This window comes from Bordetella ansorpii (assembly GCF_900078705.1).
Lineage (GTDB): Bacteria > Pseudomonadota > Gammaproteobacteria > Burkholderiales > Burkholderiaceae_B > Bordetella > Bordetella ansorpii_A.
Genome location: NZ_FKIF01000002.1, coordinates 707,479 through 722,502 on the forward strand (window position 1 = coordinate 707,479; position 15,024 = coordinate 722,502).

Here is a 15,024-nt window from a genome sequence, read left to right on the forward strand (position 1 = left end):
TTTTTTAGGTTGTATGATGACTGACAGATTCCCACGTTGTGCCTCGGCAGCAGCCGGCGAGTCTCACCGATTTCAGGCGACGTGCCCTGCGCGGCGCCCCCTCCGAATCCCGATTCTTCCCTGGAGACTGAATTGACCACCCCGTTTGAACTGCGCGAAATCCTGTCCGACGGCCTGCTGTCGTTTCCCGTCACCGACTTCGACGCCGAAGGCCGCTTCAACGCGCGCACCTACGCCCAGCGCCTGGAATGGCTGGCCCCGTATGGCGCCAGCGCGCTGTTCGCCGCCGGCGGCACGGGCGAGCTGTTCTCGCTGTCGGGCAGCGAGTACGGCGACGTCATCCGCACCGCCGTGCAGGGCGCGCGCGGCCAGGTGCCGATCCTGGCCGGCGCGGGCGGCCCGACCAACACCGCCATCGCCATGGCCCGGGAAGCCGAAGCCGCCGGCGCCGCCGGCCTGCTGTTGCTGCCGCACTACCTGACCGAAGCCAGCGAAGAGGGCATCGCCGCCCACGTCTCGCAGGTCTGCCAGTCGACCAAGCTGGGCGTGGTGTTCTACGCCCGTGCCAACTCGCAGCTCAACGCCGAGACGCTGGCCCGCCTGGCCGACAGGCATCCCAACCTGATCGGCTTCAAGGACGGCCTGGGCGACATCGAGAAGATGGTCCGCATCCGCCGCAAGCTGGGCGACCGTTTCTCGTACCTGGGCGGCCTGCCCACCGCCGAGGTCTACGCCGAGGCCTACCGCGCCCTGGGCGTGCCGGTGTACTCGTCGGCCGTGTTCAACTTCATCCCCAAGACCGCCGTCGAGTTCTTCCGCGCCGTGTCGACGGGCGACACCGCCACGACGGGCCGCCTGCTGGACTCGTTCTTCCTGCCCTACCTGGACATCCGCAACCGCCGCAAGGGTTACGCCGTCAGTATCGTCAAGGCCGGCGCCAAGCTGGTCGGCCACGACGCCGGCCCGGTCCGCGCGCCGCTGACCGACCTGACGGGCGAAGAGATGGAACAACTGAAGGCCCTGATCGACAAGCTCGGTCCGCAGTAAGCCTGAAGAATCGCCGCGGCCACGCCGCGGCGAATGCCAGCCCTGATCGCCGTATACGCGCGGCGGGTAGGGCTTTGTAATAGGGGCGGCAACCCCGGTGGTAAGCTGCCGGGATGCCTGACGTTTTCTCTCCCGAGGACGCCGCCGACGCGTCGGCCCGCGCCCTCGCGCCCACCGATTCCCCCTGCGTGGCGATCTGCTCGACGCTGTTCGACGAGGTCTGCCGCGGCTGCGGGCGCACGGCCATGGAAGTCGCCAACTGGGTGTTCCTGGGCGACGAAGAGAAGCGCGTCATCTGGGCGCGCATCAAGTCGCAGGGCTATCCGCGGCGCGGGTAGCGGCGGGGTCCGCGTGGAGCCGCCTGCGCAAAAACCCTGTCTTGGACATGTCATGTAACCCAGGCTAAATGCCGGCATTGTTCATTGCCGGGGCTCTGCCATGCGGATCGTTCTCGTCACGGACGCTTGGCGTCCTCAGGTAAACGGGGTGGTCCGCACCTGGACCACGATGCTGCAATTGCTGCGCGAATGGGGTCACGAAGTCATCGTGGTCAGTCCCGAGGGTGGACGCACCGTGCCGGCGCCTTCCGAACCCGATCTGCGCCTGTGCCTGCAACCCGGCCGCCAGTTGCGCCGCCTGCTGGGCGACGTGGTGCCCGACGTACTGCACATCGCCACCGAAGGCCCGCTGGGCCTGGCCGCGCGCCGCATGGCGCTGCGCCGCGGCTGGCGTTTCACCACGGGGTTCCACACCATGTTCCCCGACTATCTCGAAGCGCGCATGGGCATTCCGGCCTCGCTGCCGTGGCGTTTCATGCGCTGGTTCCATCGTCCTTCTCAGTGCGTGCTGGTGCCCACGCCCACCGTGCGCGACATCGTCGCCGGCCGGGGCCTGACCAATCTGCGCGTGTGGTCGCGCGGCGTGGACGGCAAGAAGTTCCAGCCGGGTCCGCGCGACTTCCTGGCCGACCTGCCGCGCCCGATCTTCCTGTCGGTGGGCCGCGTGGCCAAGGAAAAGAACCTGGACGCCTTCCTGGAACTGGATCTGCCCGGCAGCAAGGTGGTGGTGGGCGCCGGTCCCGACGAGGCGCGCCTGCGCCGCAAGTTTCCGAACGCGCATTTCGCCGGCGCACAGCCCGACGAGATGCTGCCGAAGTACTACTCGGCCGCCGATGTGTTCGTGTTCCCCAGCCTGACCGACACCTTCGGCCTGGTGATGCTGGAAGCCATGGCGTGCGGCACGCCGGTGGCGGCCTTCCGCAGCGAGGCGCCGATCGCCGTGGTGCAGCAGGGCCTGACCGGCTGCCTGGACGACGATCTGGCCCGCGCGTGCCGCGGCGCGCTGGACCTGGACCGCGGCGCCGTGCGCGAGCACGCCGTCACGCGCACCTGGGACGCCATCGCCCGTGACCTGCTGTCGGCGTTCGTGCCGCTGACGCCGGCCACGGTGTTTTCCGAACCCAAGCCGCAAGGCGCCGCCTGACGACCGGTGTTCCGCAGCCGTTCTTCAGGGGACGGCAAGGCTGACGGGCGCGGTGCGGCAATCTCTTTGCCGAGGCTGCCGCGCCGCGTTTACAATACGTCCCGATTCCTGAGGAGCGCTGCGACGACTTCCTCCGCGGCGCATGCGCCGCGCGGTTCGCCAGGCTCAGGAAACCTTGTTCAGGCGTTGCTCCGTGCAGCGCCACAGCAACGGCGCTCACCTCTGTCGCATCGGACGGCAAGGTGGGCACCTATCTATCCATGGTGTTCCACTCGTTCGGCCGGTTGCGCGCCGTTCGAAATCTCTGGAGCCTGACACACCATGAACGCAATCACTGAAAAGTCCGTCGACGCCATCGTCGCCGACATGTCGCTGGCCGGCTGGGGCCGCCGCGAACTGGCCATCGCCGAAACCGAAATGCCCGGCCTGATGGCCATCCGCGAAGAGTTCGCCGCCAGCCAGCCCCTGAAGGGCGCCCGCATCGCCGGCAGCCTGCACATGACCATCCAGACCGGCGTGCTGATCGAGACGCTGGTGGCCCTGGGCGCCGAAGTGCGCTGGGCATCGTGCAACATCTTCTCGACGCAGGACCATGCCGCCGCCGCCATCGCCGCCACCGGCACCCCCGTGTTCGCCATCAAAGGCGAGACGCTGGAAGAGTACTGGCAGTACACCCACAAGATCTTCGAATGGCCGGGCGAGCAGGCCAACATGATCCTGGACGACGGCGGCGACGCCACCCTGCTGCTGCACCTGGGCGCGAAGGCCGAGAGCGACATCTCGGTGCTGGCCAAGCCGGGCAGCGAAGAAGAGCGCGTGCTGTTCGCCGCCATCAAGGAAACGCTGCAGCGCGATCCCAAGTGGTACTCGACCCGCCTGGCGCAGATCAAGGGCGTGACCGAGGAAACCACCACCGGCGTGCATCGCCTGTACCAGATGTCGCAGAAGGGCGAGCTGGCCTTCGCCGCCATCAACGTCAACGACTCGGTCACCAAGTCCAAGTTCGACAACCTGTACGGCTGCCGCGAATCGCTGGTCGACGGCATCAAGCGCGCCACCGACGTGATGATCGCCGGCAAGATCGCCGTGGTCGCGGGCTACGGCGACGTGGGCAAGGGTTGCGCCCAGGCACTGGTCGCCCTGCGCGCCCAGGTGTGGGTCACCGAGATCGACCCGATCTGCGCCTTGCAGGCCGCCATGGAAGGCTTCAAGGTCGTCACGATGGACGAGGCCGCCAAGCACGCCGACATCTTCGTCACCGCCACCGGCAACTACAACGTCATCACGCGCGCCCACATGGACGCGATGAAGGACCAGGCCATCGTCTGCAACATCGGCCACTTCGACAACGAAATCGACGTCGCCGGCATCGAAGACCTGCAGTGGGAAGAGATCAAGCCGCAGGTCGACCACGTGATCTTCCCGGATGGCAAGCGCATCATCCTGCTGGCCAAGGGCCGCCTGGTGAACCTGGGTTGCGCCACCGGCCACCCCTCGTTCGTGATGTCGTCGTCGTTCGCCAACCAGACCATCGCCCAGATCGAGCTGTTCACCCGCAACGACGCCTACACCAGCGGCCAGGTCTACGTGCTGCCCAAGCACCTGGACGAGAAGGTGGCGCGCCTGCACCTGAAGAAGCTGGGCGCGAACCTGACCACGCTGAGCAAGGAACAGGCCGACTACATCGGCGTGTCGGTAGAAGGTCCTTTCAAGTCGAACCACTACCGTTACTGATCGGCAGCCTTCCTGTAGCAAAATAGGGGAGCGTACCCGCGCCATGTCCGGCGCGGGCGTTCTTCCGATGATTGGAGCCCGCTCATGATGACCTTGATACTCGTCTGGATCCTGAATGCCGTCGCGCTATTGGCGGTGGCTTATCTGCTGCCGGGCGTCACGGTGGCGAGCTTCGGCTCGGCGCTGATCGCAGCCGTGGTGCTGGGCCTGCTCAACATGCTGGTCAAGCCGGTGCTGATGTTGCTGACGCTGCCCATCACCATCGTCACGCTGGGCCTGTTCCTGATCGTGCTCAATGCCTTGCTGTTCTGGTTCGCCGGCTCCATCCTGCGCGGCTTCCAGGTCAACGGCTTCTGGTGGGCGGTAGCGGGCGCGATCCTCTACAGCATCATCGCCGGCCTGCTTTCCAAGCTGATTCCTTCCTGATGAACGACCACACTATCCCGGCCTTCAGCCTGGAGTTCTTCCCGCCGCGCGACCTCGCGGCGCAGGAACGCCTGGTGCGCGCGGCCAAGCAGATGCTGGCCATCCAGCCGCGCTACGTCAGCGTCACCTTCGGCGCGGGCGGATCCACCCGCGCCGGCACCGCCGACACGGTGCGCACGCTGCGCAACCTCGGCTGCGACGCTGCGCCCCACCTGTCGTGCGTGGGCGCCTCGCGCGATCAACTGCGCGAGATCCTGCAAGCCTACCGCGACGAGGGCGTGCGCCGCGTCGTGGCGCTGCGCGGCGACCTGCCGTCCGGCATGGGCGGGGATGCCGGCGAACTGCGCTACGCGCGCGACCTGGTCGAATTCATCCGCGCCGAAACCGGCGACTGGTTCCACATCGAAGTGGCCGCCTACCCCGAGATGCACCCGCAGTCGGGCTCGGTAAAGGCCGACATGCAGCACTTCGTGGACAAGGTGAATGCCGGCGCCGACGCGGCCATCACGCAGTACTTCTTCAACGCGGACTCGTACTTCGACTTCGTCGACCGCGCGCAGGAGAAGGGCGTGACCATTCCCATCGTGCCGGGCATCATGCCCATCACGAACCACAGCCAGCTGCTGCGTTTCTCGGAAATGTGCGGCGCCGAAGTGCCGCGCTGGATCCGTCTGCGCCTGGCCGAATACGGCGACGACAAGGCTTCGATCCGTGCCTTCGGCATCGAAGTCGTCACCCGCCTGTGCGAAACGCTGCTGGACGGCGGCGCCCCGGGCCTGCACTTCTATACCCTGAACTCGGCGGAAGCGCCGATGGGCATCTGGAAGGCGCTGGGCCGCTGACGGGTCTACGAAGATGCCCGGTGTTCCGGGCGTCTTCACGTATTTCGGATCGGAAAAAAACCTTCGCATCTGGACCAGTATGGTGTCGAGCCTTTGCAGGCCCAGCGCGTCGACCCGCGTGCCCAGCCGAGTCTTGTCGATGGTTCGGATCCGCGCAATCAGCGCAAAACCCGCCCGACCGCCAGCCAGGGTGGGAGCCCGTAGGGCATTGGCCGTGCCCTTGGAGGTCAGGGGGACGACGGTGACGAGATTCCAATCCGGCTTGTGATTCAGGATGTCCGGCGATGGCACCAGGCAGGGCCTGACTCTTCCTTGCCCACTGCCGGGATGATCTTGCGAAACTCGCCGTCGCGGTAGTTCATGTGCAGGCGCGGGTGGCCCGTATGGGCGGTATGGCTGCGACCCGCCTGATCATCGGCGGAAAGACTTCTTGTTGCCGCTTTGCGTGGCGGCTAGAAGAACACGGATTGACGCAACGCGCCCCAGATCAATCCGCGTAGACCCCCGCCTTGCGGATCAGCGGGCCCCACTTGTCGATTTCCGACTTCAGCCAGGTCTGCAGCCCTTGCGGCGTCTGCTTCTCGGCCGGGACGATCTCGGCGCCCAGGTCGGCCATGCGGTTGGCGAAGGGAGGGTCCTTCAGGGCCGCGCGCAGGGCCTCGTTGAACTTGGCGATGACCGGCGCGGGCGTGCCCTTGGGGGCGTACATGCCATGCCAGACCTTCATCTCGAAACCCTTGATGCCTTGTTCGTTCAGCGTGGGGGAGTCGGGCAGGGCCTTGATGCGCTCCAGCGTGGTGACGCCGTAGAAGCGGACCTTGCCTGCCTGGATGTGCGGGATGGTCTGCGTGGTCTGGTCGCACAGCACGTCGACCTGGCCGCCCAGCAGCGCCGTCAGCGCCGGGGCCGTGCCGGAGTAGGGCACCGTGGTGAATTGCGTGCCCAGCGCCTCCTGCAGCAGCATGCCGCATAACTGCGACACCGCGCCCAGGCCCGCGTTGGCCAGGTTCAGCTTGTCGCCCTGTTGCTTGGCGTAGGCGATGAAGGCGGGCAGGTCGTTGGGCGGCAGGTCCTTGCGGGCCAGCAGCGTCATGGGCACGTCGGCCACCTGGCCCACGTAGTCGAAGTCGGTCAGCGGGTTGTACGCCAGCTTGCGGTACAGGGCGGGCGCGGTGGCCATGCCGTTGTGGTGGATCAGGAAGGTGTAGCCGTCGGGCGCGGCCTTGGAGACATAGCTGGCGGCCAGGGTGCCGCCCGCGCCGGTGCGGTTTTCCACCACGATGGGCTGGCCCAGCGTCTTGGACATGGAGGCGCCCAGCGTGCGCGCCACGACGTCGGTGGGGCCGCCCGCGGCGAAGGGCACCACCAGCGTGATGGGGTGATTGGGGTAGGGGGTTTGCGCGGATACCTGGAAGAAGGCTGCGCAGCCGGCGGCCAGCAATGCGGCGCGCAAAGCCGCGCCGTGGAAGGGAAAGCCCATGTCTCGCTCCTGTTGTCGATCTTGGCGGCAAGCACGGCGCGCCGCGTACGTGCGGCCGTGTGGCGTGGCGTCAAGTCTAGGGGGGAGGTGTGGCTGGGGGGAATTCGAACCTGTCTAAGCCCGCCTTCGGTTCTGGATAATCGGGGAAAACGACTACGAAGCTCAGGCCGAGGAAGGGGCGGCGCCGGGGCGCCCGATATCACTGCGCCTGCGGACCGTCCGCGTCGTCCTGCGCCAGCACCTGCGGCGCCTGGTATGCCGCATCGGATTGCGGGACGGGCGCCACGCGCACCGGCTGGTGCACGCGGCCGGCCGGGGCCAGCGAATCGGGGCCGCTGGGCGAGGTCCAGGCGGGATCGGGGATCTCGGCGAACACCTGGCGCAGGCGGTCGCCCCAGGTCGAGCGGATCATGTCGAAGTACTCGTTGTCTTCGTCGATGTTGGCGAAGTGCGTGACGCGCAGCGCGTCCGTCTCGTACACCAGCAGGTCCAGCGGCAGGCCGACCGAGATGTTCGAGCGCAGCGTGGAGTCCATCGAGATCAGCACGCACTTGGCGGCCTCGTCCAGCGAGGTCTCGGGGTCGAGCACGCGGTCCATGATGGGCTTGCCGTACTTGGATTCGCCGATCTGGAAATACGGGCACTCGGGGCTGGCTTCGATGAAGTTGCCCGCGGCGTAGATCTGGAACAGGCGGCAGGGCTCGCTGCCGATCTGGCCGCCGAAGATGATGTGCACGTTGAACTCGACGCCCTGGCCGGACAGGGCCTCGGCGTCGCGCTTGTAGACCTCACGCACGGCCAGGCCCACGCGGCGCGCGGCTTCGAACATCGTGGGCGCCTGCCACAGCGAGTCGGGGTGGCTGGCGTCGCACTGCGCCAGCGTGCTCAGCACGGCCTGGCTGATGGCCAGGTTGCCCGAGGTCATCAGCACCATGACGCGTTCGCCGGGTTGCTCGAAGACCTTCATCTTGCGATAGACGCTGATCTGGTCCACCCCGGCGTTGGTGCGGGAGTCGGACAGGAAGACCAGGCCGGAATTCAGGCGGGCGGCGACGCAGTAGGTCATGGCGGCACGTAGGGAGGGCAGACAAATGCGGCCATTTTAGGCACAAGGGGCTGCGTTGGCGTGACGTTTGTTGCGCGGGTGTCACGCCGCGCCGCGCCCGTCGCCGGACGGCGCCTGATGCTGGCCGGAGGGATCGGGCGTCGCGGCATCCCACGGCGCCTGATCGGGCTCCGCCGCCCCAGGCGCGGCGGCTGCCGGCGCCACCGTGCTGGCCGCCGAGGGCGCCGCCTTCACCACCCGGTGCACGAACTGCAGTTTGCCCACCACCGCGGCGGGCAGCACGAAGGGGTAGAAGTCGCGTTGTCCCATGCTGCGCGCCAGTTCGTTCATCACGCCGGTCAGTTCGACCCAGGCGTTGACCAGGCCGAGGAACTGTTCGCCGCCCGGATCGGTGGGATCGTACAGCGCGTCCACGGTGAACGGATCGTAGGGCAGCTCCACCGTGTTGCGGCCCACGCCGAAGCTCAGGGCGGTGTCCAGCGTGTCCATCATGTGCAGGTAGTGCGCCCAGGTCTCGGCCCAGTCTTCCCAGGGATGCGACGAGGCGTAGGTGCTGATGAAACGCGTGTCCCAGTCGGCGGGCGGGCCCTGCTCGTAGTGCACCTTCAGGGCTTCGCCGTAGTCGGCGCGCTCGTCGCCGAACACCTGGCGGAAACTGTCCAGCCAGGAGGTGCCGGCCACCAGCCGGTCCCAGTAATAATGGCCGATCTCGTGGCGGAAGTGGCCGACCAGCGTGCGGTAGGGCTCGTGCATCTGCTCGCGCACGCGCACGCGGTAGGCATCGTCGGCTTCCAGGATGTTCAGCGTGATCAGGCCGCTGGCATGGCCCGTCATGGGCGGCTTGCCGTCGGCGTCGGGCGCCAGGAAATCGAACATCACGCCGCCGTCGCCCTGTTCCTCGGCGCGCTGCACCGGCAGGTTCAGGGTCAGCAACTGCGCGATCAGGCGGCGCTTGGCGGCCTCGATCTTGAACCACAGGCGGCCGTTGTCGCCTTCCGACAGATTGGGGATGGTGCGGTTCAGCGCACAGGCCACGCACAGGGCGTCGGGCGAATCCGCCGGCACCAGCCAGTTGCACAGCGCCGGGGTGGCGTAGTTGGCGCAGCGTTTGTAGGCCTTGCCGCGCTGGCGGTTGGCGGTGCGCCAGGTGTCGGGTTTGTTGCCCGGGGCCAGCGCCACCACGCGTCCGCGCCCGGGGTCGTAGCCCAGCTGGTTGTGGCAGTTCAGGCATTCGGTGTTGTCGAAGAACACCGGCTGCCCGCACGTGCATTGATACAGGCGCGACCGCGTCGGGCGGCCCTGGCCGCGCCGGCCGCCGGCCAGTTGCTGGCTGATGGAGTCGAAAAAGCTGATCATGATGCGGCCCCCCGGACCTCCGGTTCGCCACGGTCAGCAGGAAGTGTGCCGGGCAGAGGCACTGTATCGCAGCGCCAGGAAACTCAGGTGACGGCTGTGCTCAACTCGTTATCGTCGGTGACGGCGGCGGGCCATGCCGTGGGCAGGTCCAGGCCGTCGGGCAGGTCATCCCAGGGTGCCACGGTGACGCGTACTGACAATTCATGGCCGCCGCCGCCATGGATGACGCCACGCATGGGGGTGACGTCGCCGTAGTCGCGGCCATAGGCCAGGATGACGTGACTCTGGTCCGGCACCACGTCGTTGGTCGGGTCCAGGTCCAGCCAGCCGCCGTTGACGGCCAGCCCGGGGCAATGCACCGACACCCAGGCGTGCGAGGCGTCGGCGCCGACCAGGCGCGGCTTGCCCGGCGGCGGCCTGGAGACCAGATAACCGCTGACGTAGCGCGCCGACAGGCCCAGCGCGCGCAGGCAGCCGATCATGACGTGGGCGAAGTCCTGGCACACGCCGATGCGCTGCGTGTAGGCCTCTAGCACCGGGGTGTTGATCTGCGTGCTGGCCGGGGCATAGGTGAAGTCCTCGTGGATGCGGTGCATCAGGTCCAGCGCCGCCTGCGCCACCGGGCGGCCGGGCGGGAACGAAGGCAGGGCGTAGTCGCGCAGTTCGTCGTGCAGCGGCACGAACGGGGACGGAAACGAGAACTCGGCCTCGGCCGCGTAAGGGGCGCCCGCCAGGTAGCGCAGGCGCAGCGCCGCCTCTTCCCAGGGCACGCATGCCTGGGCGTCCAGGCCCGCGTGGCGGTCGGCCACGGTGACGCGGCTGCTGGCGCGCACCAGCAGGGCTTCGTGGGGCACGTACAGGGCGAAGACATTGCGCCAGTTGCCCAGGGCATCGGGGCCGGCCTGCGGGCGGCTGGGGTCGGGATCGACGTGCAGCAGGTGGCCGTCCAGCGTCTGCCAGGCATCGTGCCGGGGGCGCAGGTAGGCCAGGTGATGGGCCAGTTCGACCGGCGCCTCGTAGCGGTAGGCGGTTTCGTGCACCACTGCCAGGGTGCGGAAGGCGACGGGCGGGGAAAGCATGGGATCGTGGTTCAGCGCGATAGGGAAAATGGGGCCTGCGCCGCGTCGATTTTCACATACTTTGACTGCCGCGGAGGGTGTCCCGGCCGCGTTTGCGTCCTGGCCGCGCCGCCGGCCGTCACCACGCCAACAGGCGCGGTCCGAACACCGCTCCCAGGATGGCCGGTCCCGCCATGCCGGCCACGTACCAGATTGCCCAGAACGCCACGCTCATTTCCGGGCAATGCAGGCAGTAGGCCACGGTGGCGGTCGCTCCGGAAAGCAGGCCCGCCGCGGCGCCCGCCGCGCGCAGATGCGTGGGCGCCAGGCTTTTCATGGCTCGGCATGTGGCGATGAAAGCCGGCACGGACAGCAACAGGATATTGAACGGGCAATCGCGCCAGGAGGTTCCCATCACCAGGGACAGGCGTTCCGGGGCCGGCGCCTGCGCGACGATCGCCGCGGCGGCCGTCCAGAGCACCAGGACGGGCACCGCAAGCATCAGCCACCACCCGCCGACCGAGAGGCCCGGGCGCGACAGCCGGGCTGCGATGCACAAGGCGAGGGCGGCGAGCACGGCAGGGAACGCGACCTTCGCCCAGAACAGCGGTGTGCCGGCGATCCCGGCGATATCGGGTCTGATGCCGAAGATCAGCGCGGCCATCAGGGCCGCGGCGAAGCCGCCCAGGGCGGTTGCCAGGCCGAACCGGCCCTCTGCGCGGGGCCGGCGCGTGGGGCCGGCATTGGCCGCAAGGAATGAAATGACGTCGTCAGTCTTCATGATGCACCCCGCATTTTTGCGGCAAGGGATTTGAGTCCGCGATGTATGCCCACTTTGACCGCGGATTCGGAAAACCCGGTAAGTTTCGCTGTTTCGGTCACGGAGAGTCCTTCCAATTTGACGTGCACGAGGGGCAGGCGGTGCCGGTCGGGCAAGCCGGCCAGCAGCTTCTCGACATCGCGCCGCGCCATGGCCGCCTCTTCATCGGACTCCGAGAAAATGTCGGCATCGTCGTCCAGCGGGTCATGCAACGCTTCGCGCTGCGCGCGTCGCCTCAGGAAGTCGGTGACCTTGTAACGGGCAATGGCGTGGGTCCAGGCGGTCAAGGGCTGGTCGGCAAGATAGGTGTGCCGGCCATTGTGGACCGCGATGAGGACTTCCTGCACGATATCCTCGATGTCGTCGGGCATGCGGAAAAGCCGCTTGCGCAGGTAGGCCCGCAGGTGGGCGCCCAGCGCCTGCAGAAACGCATGGTACGCGCGGGCATCGCCGTCCAGCCCCGCGAGGAACAGCGCCTTCAAGCGCAGTTCGGCGGCTGCCGGCGGGGCCTGTCGTGAATGCATCACCATCGCAGTATCCTCGGCGCCAGGATGGCCCCTATGCCCATCACGGCGGGTATCGCGCAGACGTGCCATGCGTCCACCATGAACCCGGGAGAGGCCGGCCGGAACAGCGTATACACGAACACGCCCTGCGCGCCAGCCAGCAGGCCGATGCCCGCGCCGGTCAGCACCAGGCGCGTGGGCGCCAGGCGTTTCATCGCGTGCATGGCCGCAGCCAAGGCGGGCAGTGACAGCAATACGATACCCGCCAAGCCCCCGATGCCGGTTTCTCCGAGCGGTAGTCCCAGGCGCAATTCCGGCGGCGTGGCCATTTTCAGCGCGACCGTGACCGCCAGCATGGCGGCGACCGGCGCAAGCGCTTTCAGCCAAGCCCTGCGCGACGGACATCCCGGGCGCGCCAGCCGGCCGGCCAAGGTCAGCGCGGCCGCGATCGTTCCCAGCGGGAACGCGAGCTTGATCCAGAATCCCGCCGTCAGCATCTGCTCCGGCATGTCGCTGCCGATGCCGTAGACCCCCGCCAGCACCGCCGTGTTGCCCGCCAGTCCCAGCACCAATGCGCGGTTGAGCGCCCTGGAAACGGCGTTGGGGCTGACGGGCGCGAGGTCCGTGGCCAGCCGGGAGATGAGATCCTGGGTCTGCATGGCGGCCACGCGTCAGCGGCGCGCCCGCCGGCTGCCCAGCCAGCCGTCGAGGCTCGCCTTGCCGGGCCCCCACGCGGCGATGCCGAGCGCCAGGGCGGCCCAGGTCAGGTGCACGGGCCAGCCATCTGGCACCGTCACCTGGATGATGCAGGTCATCAACAGCAAGGCCAAGGCTGCGAGACGCGTGCCGAACCCCATCACCAGCAGAACGGGCAGAGCGATTTCCGCGCAGCCGGACAGGAAGGCGAACAGTTCCGGGTGGGGGTAGGGATAGGGGCCCCCTGGCAAGTGAAGCTGGAAGTCCTCGAACAACGCGGTCGCGGTGTCGTTCAACTGCAGGAAGCCTTGCCATTTCAACATGCCCGATTTCCAGAACGGCACCGCCAGCGCCAGGCGCATCAGCAGCGGGGCGAGCCAGGGCGCGGCAAGGCGGTGCAGGAGCTGGCTGCCGGCCAGCAGGGGATTGCGTCGCAGGGCAGGTTCCTGCCCGCCATTCGGGTTTGCATGTTGCATCATCATTCCTTGTAAGCCAGGCCGGTAAACACGCCGCAGGCAAGCATGCCGCCCAGGTTGCCCTGCAGATCGAAGCCGGGAGCCTGTCCGTAGGCTTCGGCCGCGGCCGCGCCCAAAGGCGCGCCGCTCATCAACGAAGAGAGAAAGGCCGCACCACCCGCAGGCAGGCGGGACACCAGCACCTCGTATCCAGGCCGGGTCACCAAGGCGTCTTCGGCCTCGTCCGAGCAGATCGGCGTGACGTCGGCATCGCGCTTGTTCATGGTGAAAATGGTCACGGCCGGAAAGCGTGACTGCACGATCCTGGTGGCGGGGTGGGGCCGAAAGCGGATATCCGGCAAGTCGGCCGGCTCGATGGCCGCAATGGCTCCAGCGTCCAGGACGGGCGCGTCGGCCGCATGGTAGGCATCGAGCCAAGCCCGCTCGATGCGCGCCGTGTCGGCCAGCCAGGGCATGCCGCGCGCGTATTCGTAGGCCTCGACGAAGGCCGGAAAATCCCGTCCGTATTCGAACAGCAACGGGGAACGGGGCGGGCAGGCCCGGACGTGGAACCGCGCCATGGCGCGGAAGAAATCCACGCCGGTGATCCGTTGCGTCGCCGGATAAATGGCTGCCAAGGCGTCGACCAGGCTGGCCATCACGTTGTTCCGGTAGACGTTGTAGCGATCGGTCACGTCCCGGCCGGCATGCGCGACCACGTCGGCGGGCACCGGCTGGCGGGGGGCCATGAGGCCCCGGGCGAAGTCCGCGTGCGGGCAGGCGCTGTCGCGCGGAGGGGCGTCATGCATACGCTGCCTGCGTCGTCGTTCCTGCGCCGGCCTGCGTCATGATGCGGCGGGCCGCCGCCGCCTGGTCCCGCAGCACGCTCCAGGCAGGCAGCGCGCTGTCCCATTCCACCAGCGTCGGCCGCGGGCCGGCAAGGCCGATGGCATATCGGTACAACTGCCAGACCGGCTCGGCAACCGCGCAGTCGTGGCTGTCGATCAGCAGGGGCGTTGCGTCGCCATCCCGGTCTGCACGGTGACCGGCCAGGTGTATTTCCTGTACGTGCGCCATGGGAAAGGCGTCCAGATAGGCGAGGGGCGAATAGCCGTGGTTGGCGGCCGACACGAAGACGTTGTTGACGTCCAGCAGGAGCCCGCAACCCGTGCGCCGGGCCACGGCAAGCAGAAATTCGGTTTCCTGCAGCGTCGATGACGCGAATTCGACGTAGGTGGCTGGGTTCTCCAGCAGGATCTGGCGTTGAAGCACGTCCTGCACCTGATCCAGGTGGCCGCATACCGCGTCCACCATGGCGTCGGTATATGGCACGGGCAGCAGGTCGTTGAAGAAGGCGCCGTCGTGCGATGACCAGGCCAGATGCTCAGAGACCAGGAAGGGCTCGTAGCGGCGCACCACGTCGCGCAGGCGCGCCAGGTGCGCCACATCCAGGGGGCCCGTGCCGCCGATGGACATGCCGACCCCGTGCACCGAGATCGGATAGGCCTGGCGGAGGGTCGCCAGCATCAGGTGAGCCGGTCCACCTGCCCCCATGTAGTTCTCGGCGTGGACTTCGAAGAAGTCGACTGCCGGTCCGGCCGCGCGGATATCGGACACGTGCTGGTGCTTGAATCCCGCGCCGGCCAAGGCGCGCGGCTGCCCCTGCGCCAGTGGCAGGCCGTCCTGGCTGGCCGGAATGCACGCAGGGGCGGTCATGGGACGCCCCGGATCAGGACTTGATCGGGGTGAGGGAGCCGTGGCCGCCGCCAGGTACCTGGATGCTCGTGCAGGTGCCGCCTTGCACGAATTTCCAGGCATTGCCCTGGTAATCCATGGTGGACGTGCCCTGGCAGGTCGTGCCGGGACCGGCGGCGCAGTCATTCTGGCCCTTCAGGGCGACGCCATAGCATTTTTCTTTCTTTGCGGCGATCGCGGCGTTGGCTTCTTCCTTGGTCAGGGGCGCGGCGTTGGCGAAGGAGGCGAAGACGCCAGCAAAGGCGCTGGCGAGGACGGCGGAGGTGACGACGGTTTTCGCAGACATGGAATTCTCCGGTAG

The 15,024-nt window shown here is 67.7% G+C and carries 17 protein-coding genes, 1 pseudogene and 1 riboswitch; of the genes and pseudogenes, 6 read left to right on the forward strand and 12 right to left on the reverse strand.

The window, feature by feature from the left end; all coding sequences use genetic code 11:
- The first annotated feature begins 132 nt into the window (after nucleotides 1-132).
- The 6 genes from kdgD to metF all read left to right on the forward strand — a co-directional run bounded on the left by kdgD (nucleotide 133) and on the right by metF (nucleotide 5,531).
- A complete protein-coding gene (gene kdgD / locus A6745_RS06860; protein ID WP_066125028.1) occupies nucleotides 133-1,047 on the forward strand; it encodes a 5-dehydro-4-deoxyglucarate dehydratase in 915 nt (304 codons plus the stop codon).
- A 113-nt stretch (nucleotides 1,048-1,160) separates the two neighbouring features.
- Nucleotides 1,161-1,385 (forward strand): DUF1289 domain-containing protein, encoded by a 225-nt coding sequence (locus tag A6745_RS06865; protein WP_066125030.1) that lies wholly within the window; start codon nucleotides 1,161-1,163, stop codon nucleotides 1,383-1,385.
- 100 nt (nucleotides 1,386-1,485) lie between these two features.
- A complete protein-coding gene (locus tag A6745_RS06870) occupies nucleotides 1,486-2,529 on the forward strand; it encodes a glycosyltransferase family 4 protein (RefSeq protein WP_066125032.1) in 1,044 nt (347 codons plus the stop codon).
- A 104-nt stretch (nucleotides 2,530-2,633) separates the two neighbouring features.
- Nucleotides 2,634-2,754: riboswitch (S-adenosyl-L-homocysteine riboswitch) on the forward strand.
- Nucleotides 2,755-2,850: 96 nt separating this feature from the next.
- The gene (gene ahcY / locus A6745_RS06875) at nucleotides 2,851-4,263 is read left to right on the forward strand and encodes an adenosylhomocysteinase (protein WP_066125034.1); all 1,413 of its coding nucleotides are present in this window, start codon (nucleotides 2,851-2,853) and stop codon (nucleotides 4,261-4,263) included.
- Between the two features lie 87 nt (nucleotides 4,264-4,350).
- Entirely contained in the window at nucleotides 4,351-4,689 is a 339-nt protein-coding gene (locus A6745_RS06880; protein WP_066125832.1) for a phage holin family protein, read from the forward strand.
- On the forward strand, nucleotides 4,689-5,531 hold the full coding sequence (gene metF / locus A6745_RS06885) for a methylenetetrahydrofolate reductase [NAD(P)H] (protein ID WP_066125036.1): 843 nt from the start codon (nucleotides 4,689-4,691) through the stop codon (nucleotides 5,529-5,531). Before A6745_RS06880 ends, metF begins: the two co-directional genes overlap by 1 nt.
- A 72-nt stretch (nucleotides 5,532-5,603) precedes the next feature.
- Here the strand turns inward: metF and A6745_RS29670 are convergent.
- The 12 genes and pseudogenes from A6745_RS29670 to A6745_RS06940 form a co-directional block, all read right to left on the reverse strand.
- A pseudogene (locus A6745_RS29670) lies at nucleotides 5,604-5,852 on the reverse strand (type II toxin-antitoxin system PemK/MazF family toxin); the annotation flags it as partial.
- Nucleotides 5,853-6,018: 166 nt separating this feature from the next.
- A complete protein-coding gene (locus tag A6745_RS06890; protein WP_066125038.1) occupies nucleotides 6,019-7,011 on the reverse strand; it encodes a tripartite tricarboxylate transporter substrate binding protein BugD in 993 nt (330 codons plus the stop codon).
- A gap of 199 nt (nucleotides 7,012-7,210) precedes the next feature.
- The gene (locus A6745_RS06895) at nucleotides 7,211-8,077 is read right to left on the reverse strand and encodes a proteasome-type protease (protein ID WP_066125040.1); all 867 of its coding nucleotides are present in this window, start codon (nucleotides 8,075-8,077) and stop codon (nucleotides 7,211-7,213) included.
- Between the two features lie 81 nt (nucleotides 8,078-8,158).
- Entirely contained in the window at nucleotides 8,159-9,433 is a 1,275-nt protein-coding gene (locus A6745_RS06900) for a zinc-binding metallopeptidase family protein (RefSeq protein WP_082852927.1), read from the reverse strand.
- Nucleotides 9,434-9,516: 83 nt separating this feature from the next.
- Nucleotides 9,517-10,512, reverse strand: a complete 996-nt coding sequence (locus tag A6745_RS06905; RefSeq protein ID WP_066125042.1) for a transglutaminase family protein — start codon at nucleotides 10,510-10,512, stop codon at nucleotides 9,517-9,519.
- 118 nt (nucleotides 10,513-10,630) lie between these two features.
- On the reverse strand, nucleotides 10,631-11,272 hold the full coding sequence (locus tag A6745_RS06910; RefSeq protein ID WP_066125044.1) for a DUF1109 domain-containing protein: 642 nt from the start codon (nucleotides 11,270-11,272) through the stop codon (nucleotides 10,631-10,633).
- Complete coding sequence (locus A6745_RS06915; protein ID WP_066125046.1) at nucleotides 11,269-11,841, reverse strand: sigma-70 family RNA polymerase sigma factor; 573 nt, start codon at nucleotides 11,839-11,841, stop codon at nucleotides 11,269-11,271. The genes A6745_RS06910 and A6745_RS06915 overlap by 4 nt, the downstream gene beginning before the upstream one ends.
- On the reverse strand, nucleotides 11,835-12,476 hold the full coding sequence (locus A6745_RS06920) for a DUF1109 domain-containing protein (RefSeq protein WP_066125048.1): 642 nt from the start codon (nucleotides 12,474-12,476) through the stop codon (nucleotides 11,835-11,837). Before A6745_RS06920 ends, A6745_RS06915 begins: the two co-directional genes overlap by 7 nt.
- A gap of 12 nt (nucleotides 12,477-12,488) precedes the next feature.
- Nucleotides 12,489-12,989 carry a DoxX family protein gene (locus A6745_RS06925; RefSeq protein WP_066125050.1) on the reverse strand — a complete coding sequence of 167 codons (501 nt, stop codon included), beginning with the start codon at nucleotides 12,987-12,989 and terminating at the stop codon, nucleotides 12,489-12,491.
- Between the two features lie 2 nt (nucleotides 12,990-12,991).
- A complete protein-coding gene (locus A6745_RS06930; protein ID WP_066125052.1) occupies nucleotides 12,992-13,777 on the reverse strand; it encodes an HvfC/BufC N-terminal domain-containing protein in 786 nt (261 codons plus the stop codon).
- Nucleotides 13,770-14,684, reverse strand: a complete 915-nt coding sequence (bufB, locus tag A6745_RS06935) for an MNIO family bufferin maturase (RefSeq protein ID WP_082852928.1) — start codon at nucleotides 14,682-14,684, stop codon at nucleotides 13,770-13,772. Before bufB ends, A6745_RS06930 begins: the two co-directional genes overlap by 8 nt.
- Nucleotides 14,685-14,697: 13 nt before the next feature.
- Nucleotides 14,698-15,009, reverse strand: coding sequence for a BufA1 family periplasmic bufferin-type metallophore (locus A6745_RS06940; protein WP_066125054.1), 312 nt, complete (start codon nucleotides 15,007-15,009; stop codon nucleotides 14,698-14,700).
- Nucleotides 15,010-15,024: the final 15 nt, after the last annotated feature.

Coding starts and splice junctions, on each gene's coding strand:
- A6745_RS06865 (WP_066125030.1), top strand. CDS start 1,161: ATGCCTGACGTTTTCTCTCCCGAGGACGCCGCCGACGCGTCGGCCCGC.
- A6745_RS06900 (WP_082852927.1), bottom strand. CDS start 9,433: ATGATCAGCTTTTTCGACTCCATCAGCCAGCAACTGGCCGGCGGCCGG.
- A6745_RS06905 (WP_066125042.1), bottom strand. CDS start 10,512: ATGCTTTCCCCGCCCGTCGCCTTCCGCACCCTGGCAGTGGTGCACGAA.
- ahcY (WP_066125034.1), top strand. CDS start 2,851: ATGAACGCAATCACTGAAAAGTCCGTCGACGCCATCGTCGCCGACATG.
- A6745_RS06925 (WP_066125050.1), bottom strand. CDS start 12,989: ATGCAACATGCAAACCCGAATGGCGGGCAGGAACCTGCCCTGCGACGC.
- A6745_RS06910 (WP_066125044.1), bottom strand. CDS start 11,272: ATGAAGACTGACGACGTCATTTCATTCCTTGCGGCCAATGCCGGCCCC.
- bufB (WP_082852928.1), bottom strand. CDS start 14,684: ATGACCGCCCCTGCGTGCATTCCGGCCAGCCAGGACGGCCTGCCACTG.
- A6745_RS06920 (WP_066125048.1), bottom strand. CDS start 12,476: ATGCAGACCCAGGATCTCATCTCCCGGCTGGCCACGGACCTCGCGCCC.
- A6745_RS06895 (WP_066125040.1), bottom strand. CDS start 8,077: ATGACCTACTGCGTCGCCGCCCGCCTGAATTCCGGCCTGGTCTTCCTG.
- A6745_RS06870 (WP_066125032.1), top strand. CDS start 1,486: ATGCGGATCGTTCTCGTCACGGACGCTTGGCGTCCTCAGGTAAACGGG.
- A6745_RS06915 (WP_066125046.1), bottom strand. CDS start 11,841: ATGGTGATGCATTCACGACAGGCCCCGCCGGCAGCCGCCGAACTGCGC.
- A6745_RS06890 (WP_066125038.1), bottom strand. CDS start 7,011: ATGGGCTTTCCCTTCCACGGCGCGGCTTTGCGCGCCGCATTGCTGGCC.
- A6745_RS06880 (WP_066125832.1), top strand. CDS start 4,351: ATGACCTTGATACTCGTCTGGATCCTGAATGCCGTCGCGCTATTGGCG.
- A6745_RS06940 (WP_066125054.1), bottom strand. CDS start 15,009: ATGTCTGCGAAAACCGTCGTCACCTCCGCCGTCCTCGCCAGCGCCTTT.
- A6745_RS06930 (WP_066125052.1), bottom strand. CDS start 13,777: ATGCATGACGCCCCTCCGCGCGACAGCGCCTGCCCGCACGCGGACTTC.
- metF (WP_066125036.1), top strand. CDS start 4,689: ATGAACGACCACACTATCCCGGCCTTCAGCCTGGAGTTCTTCCCGCCG.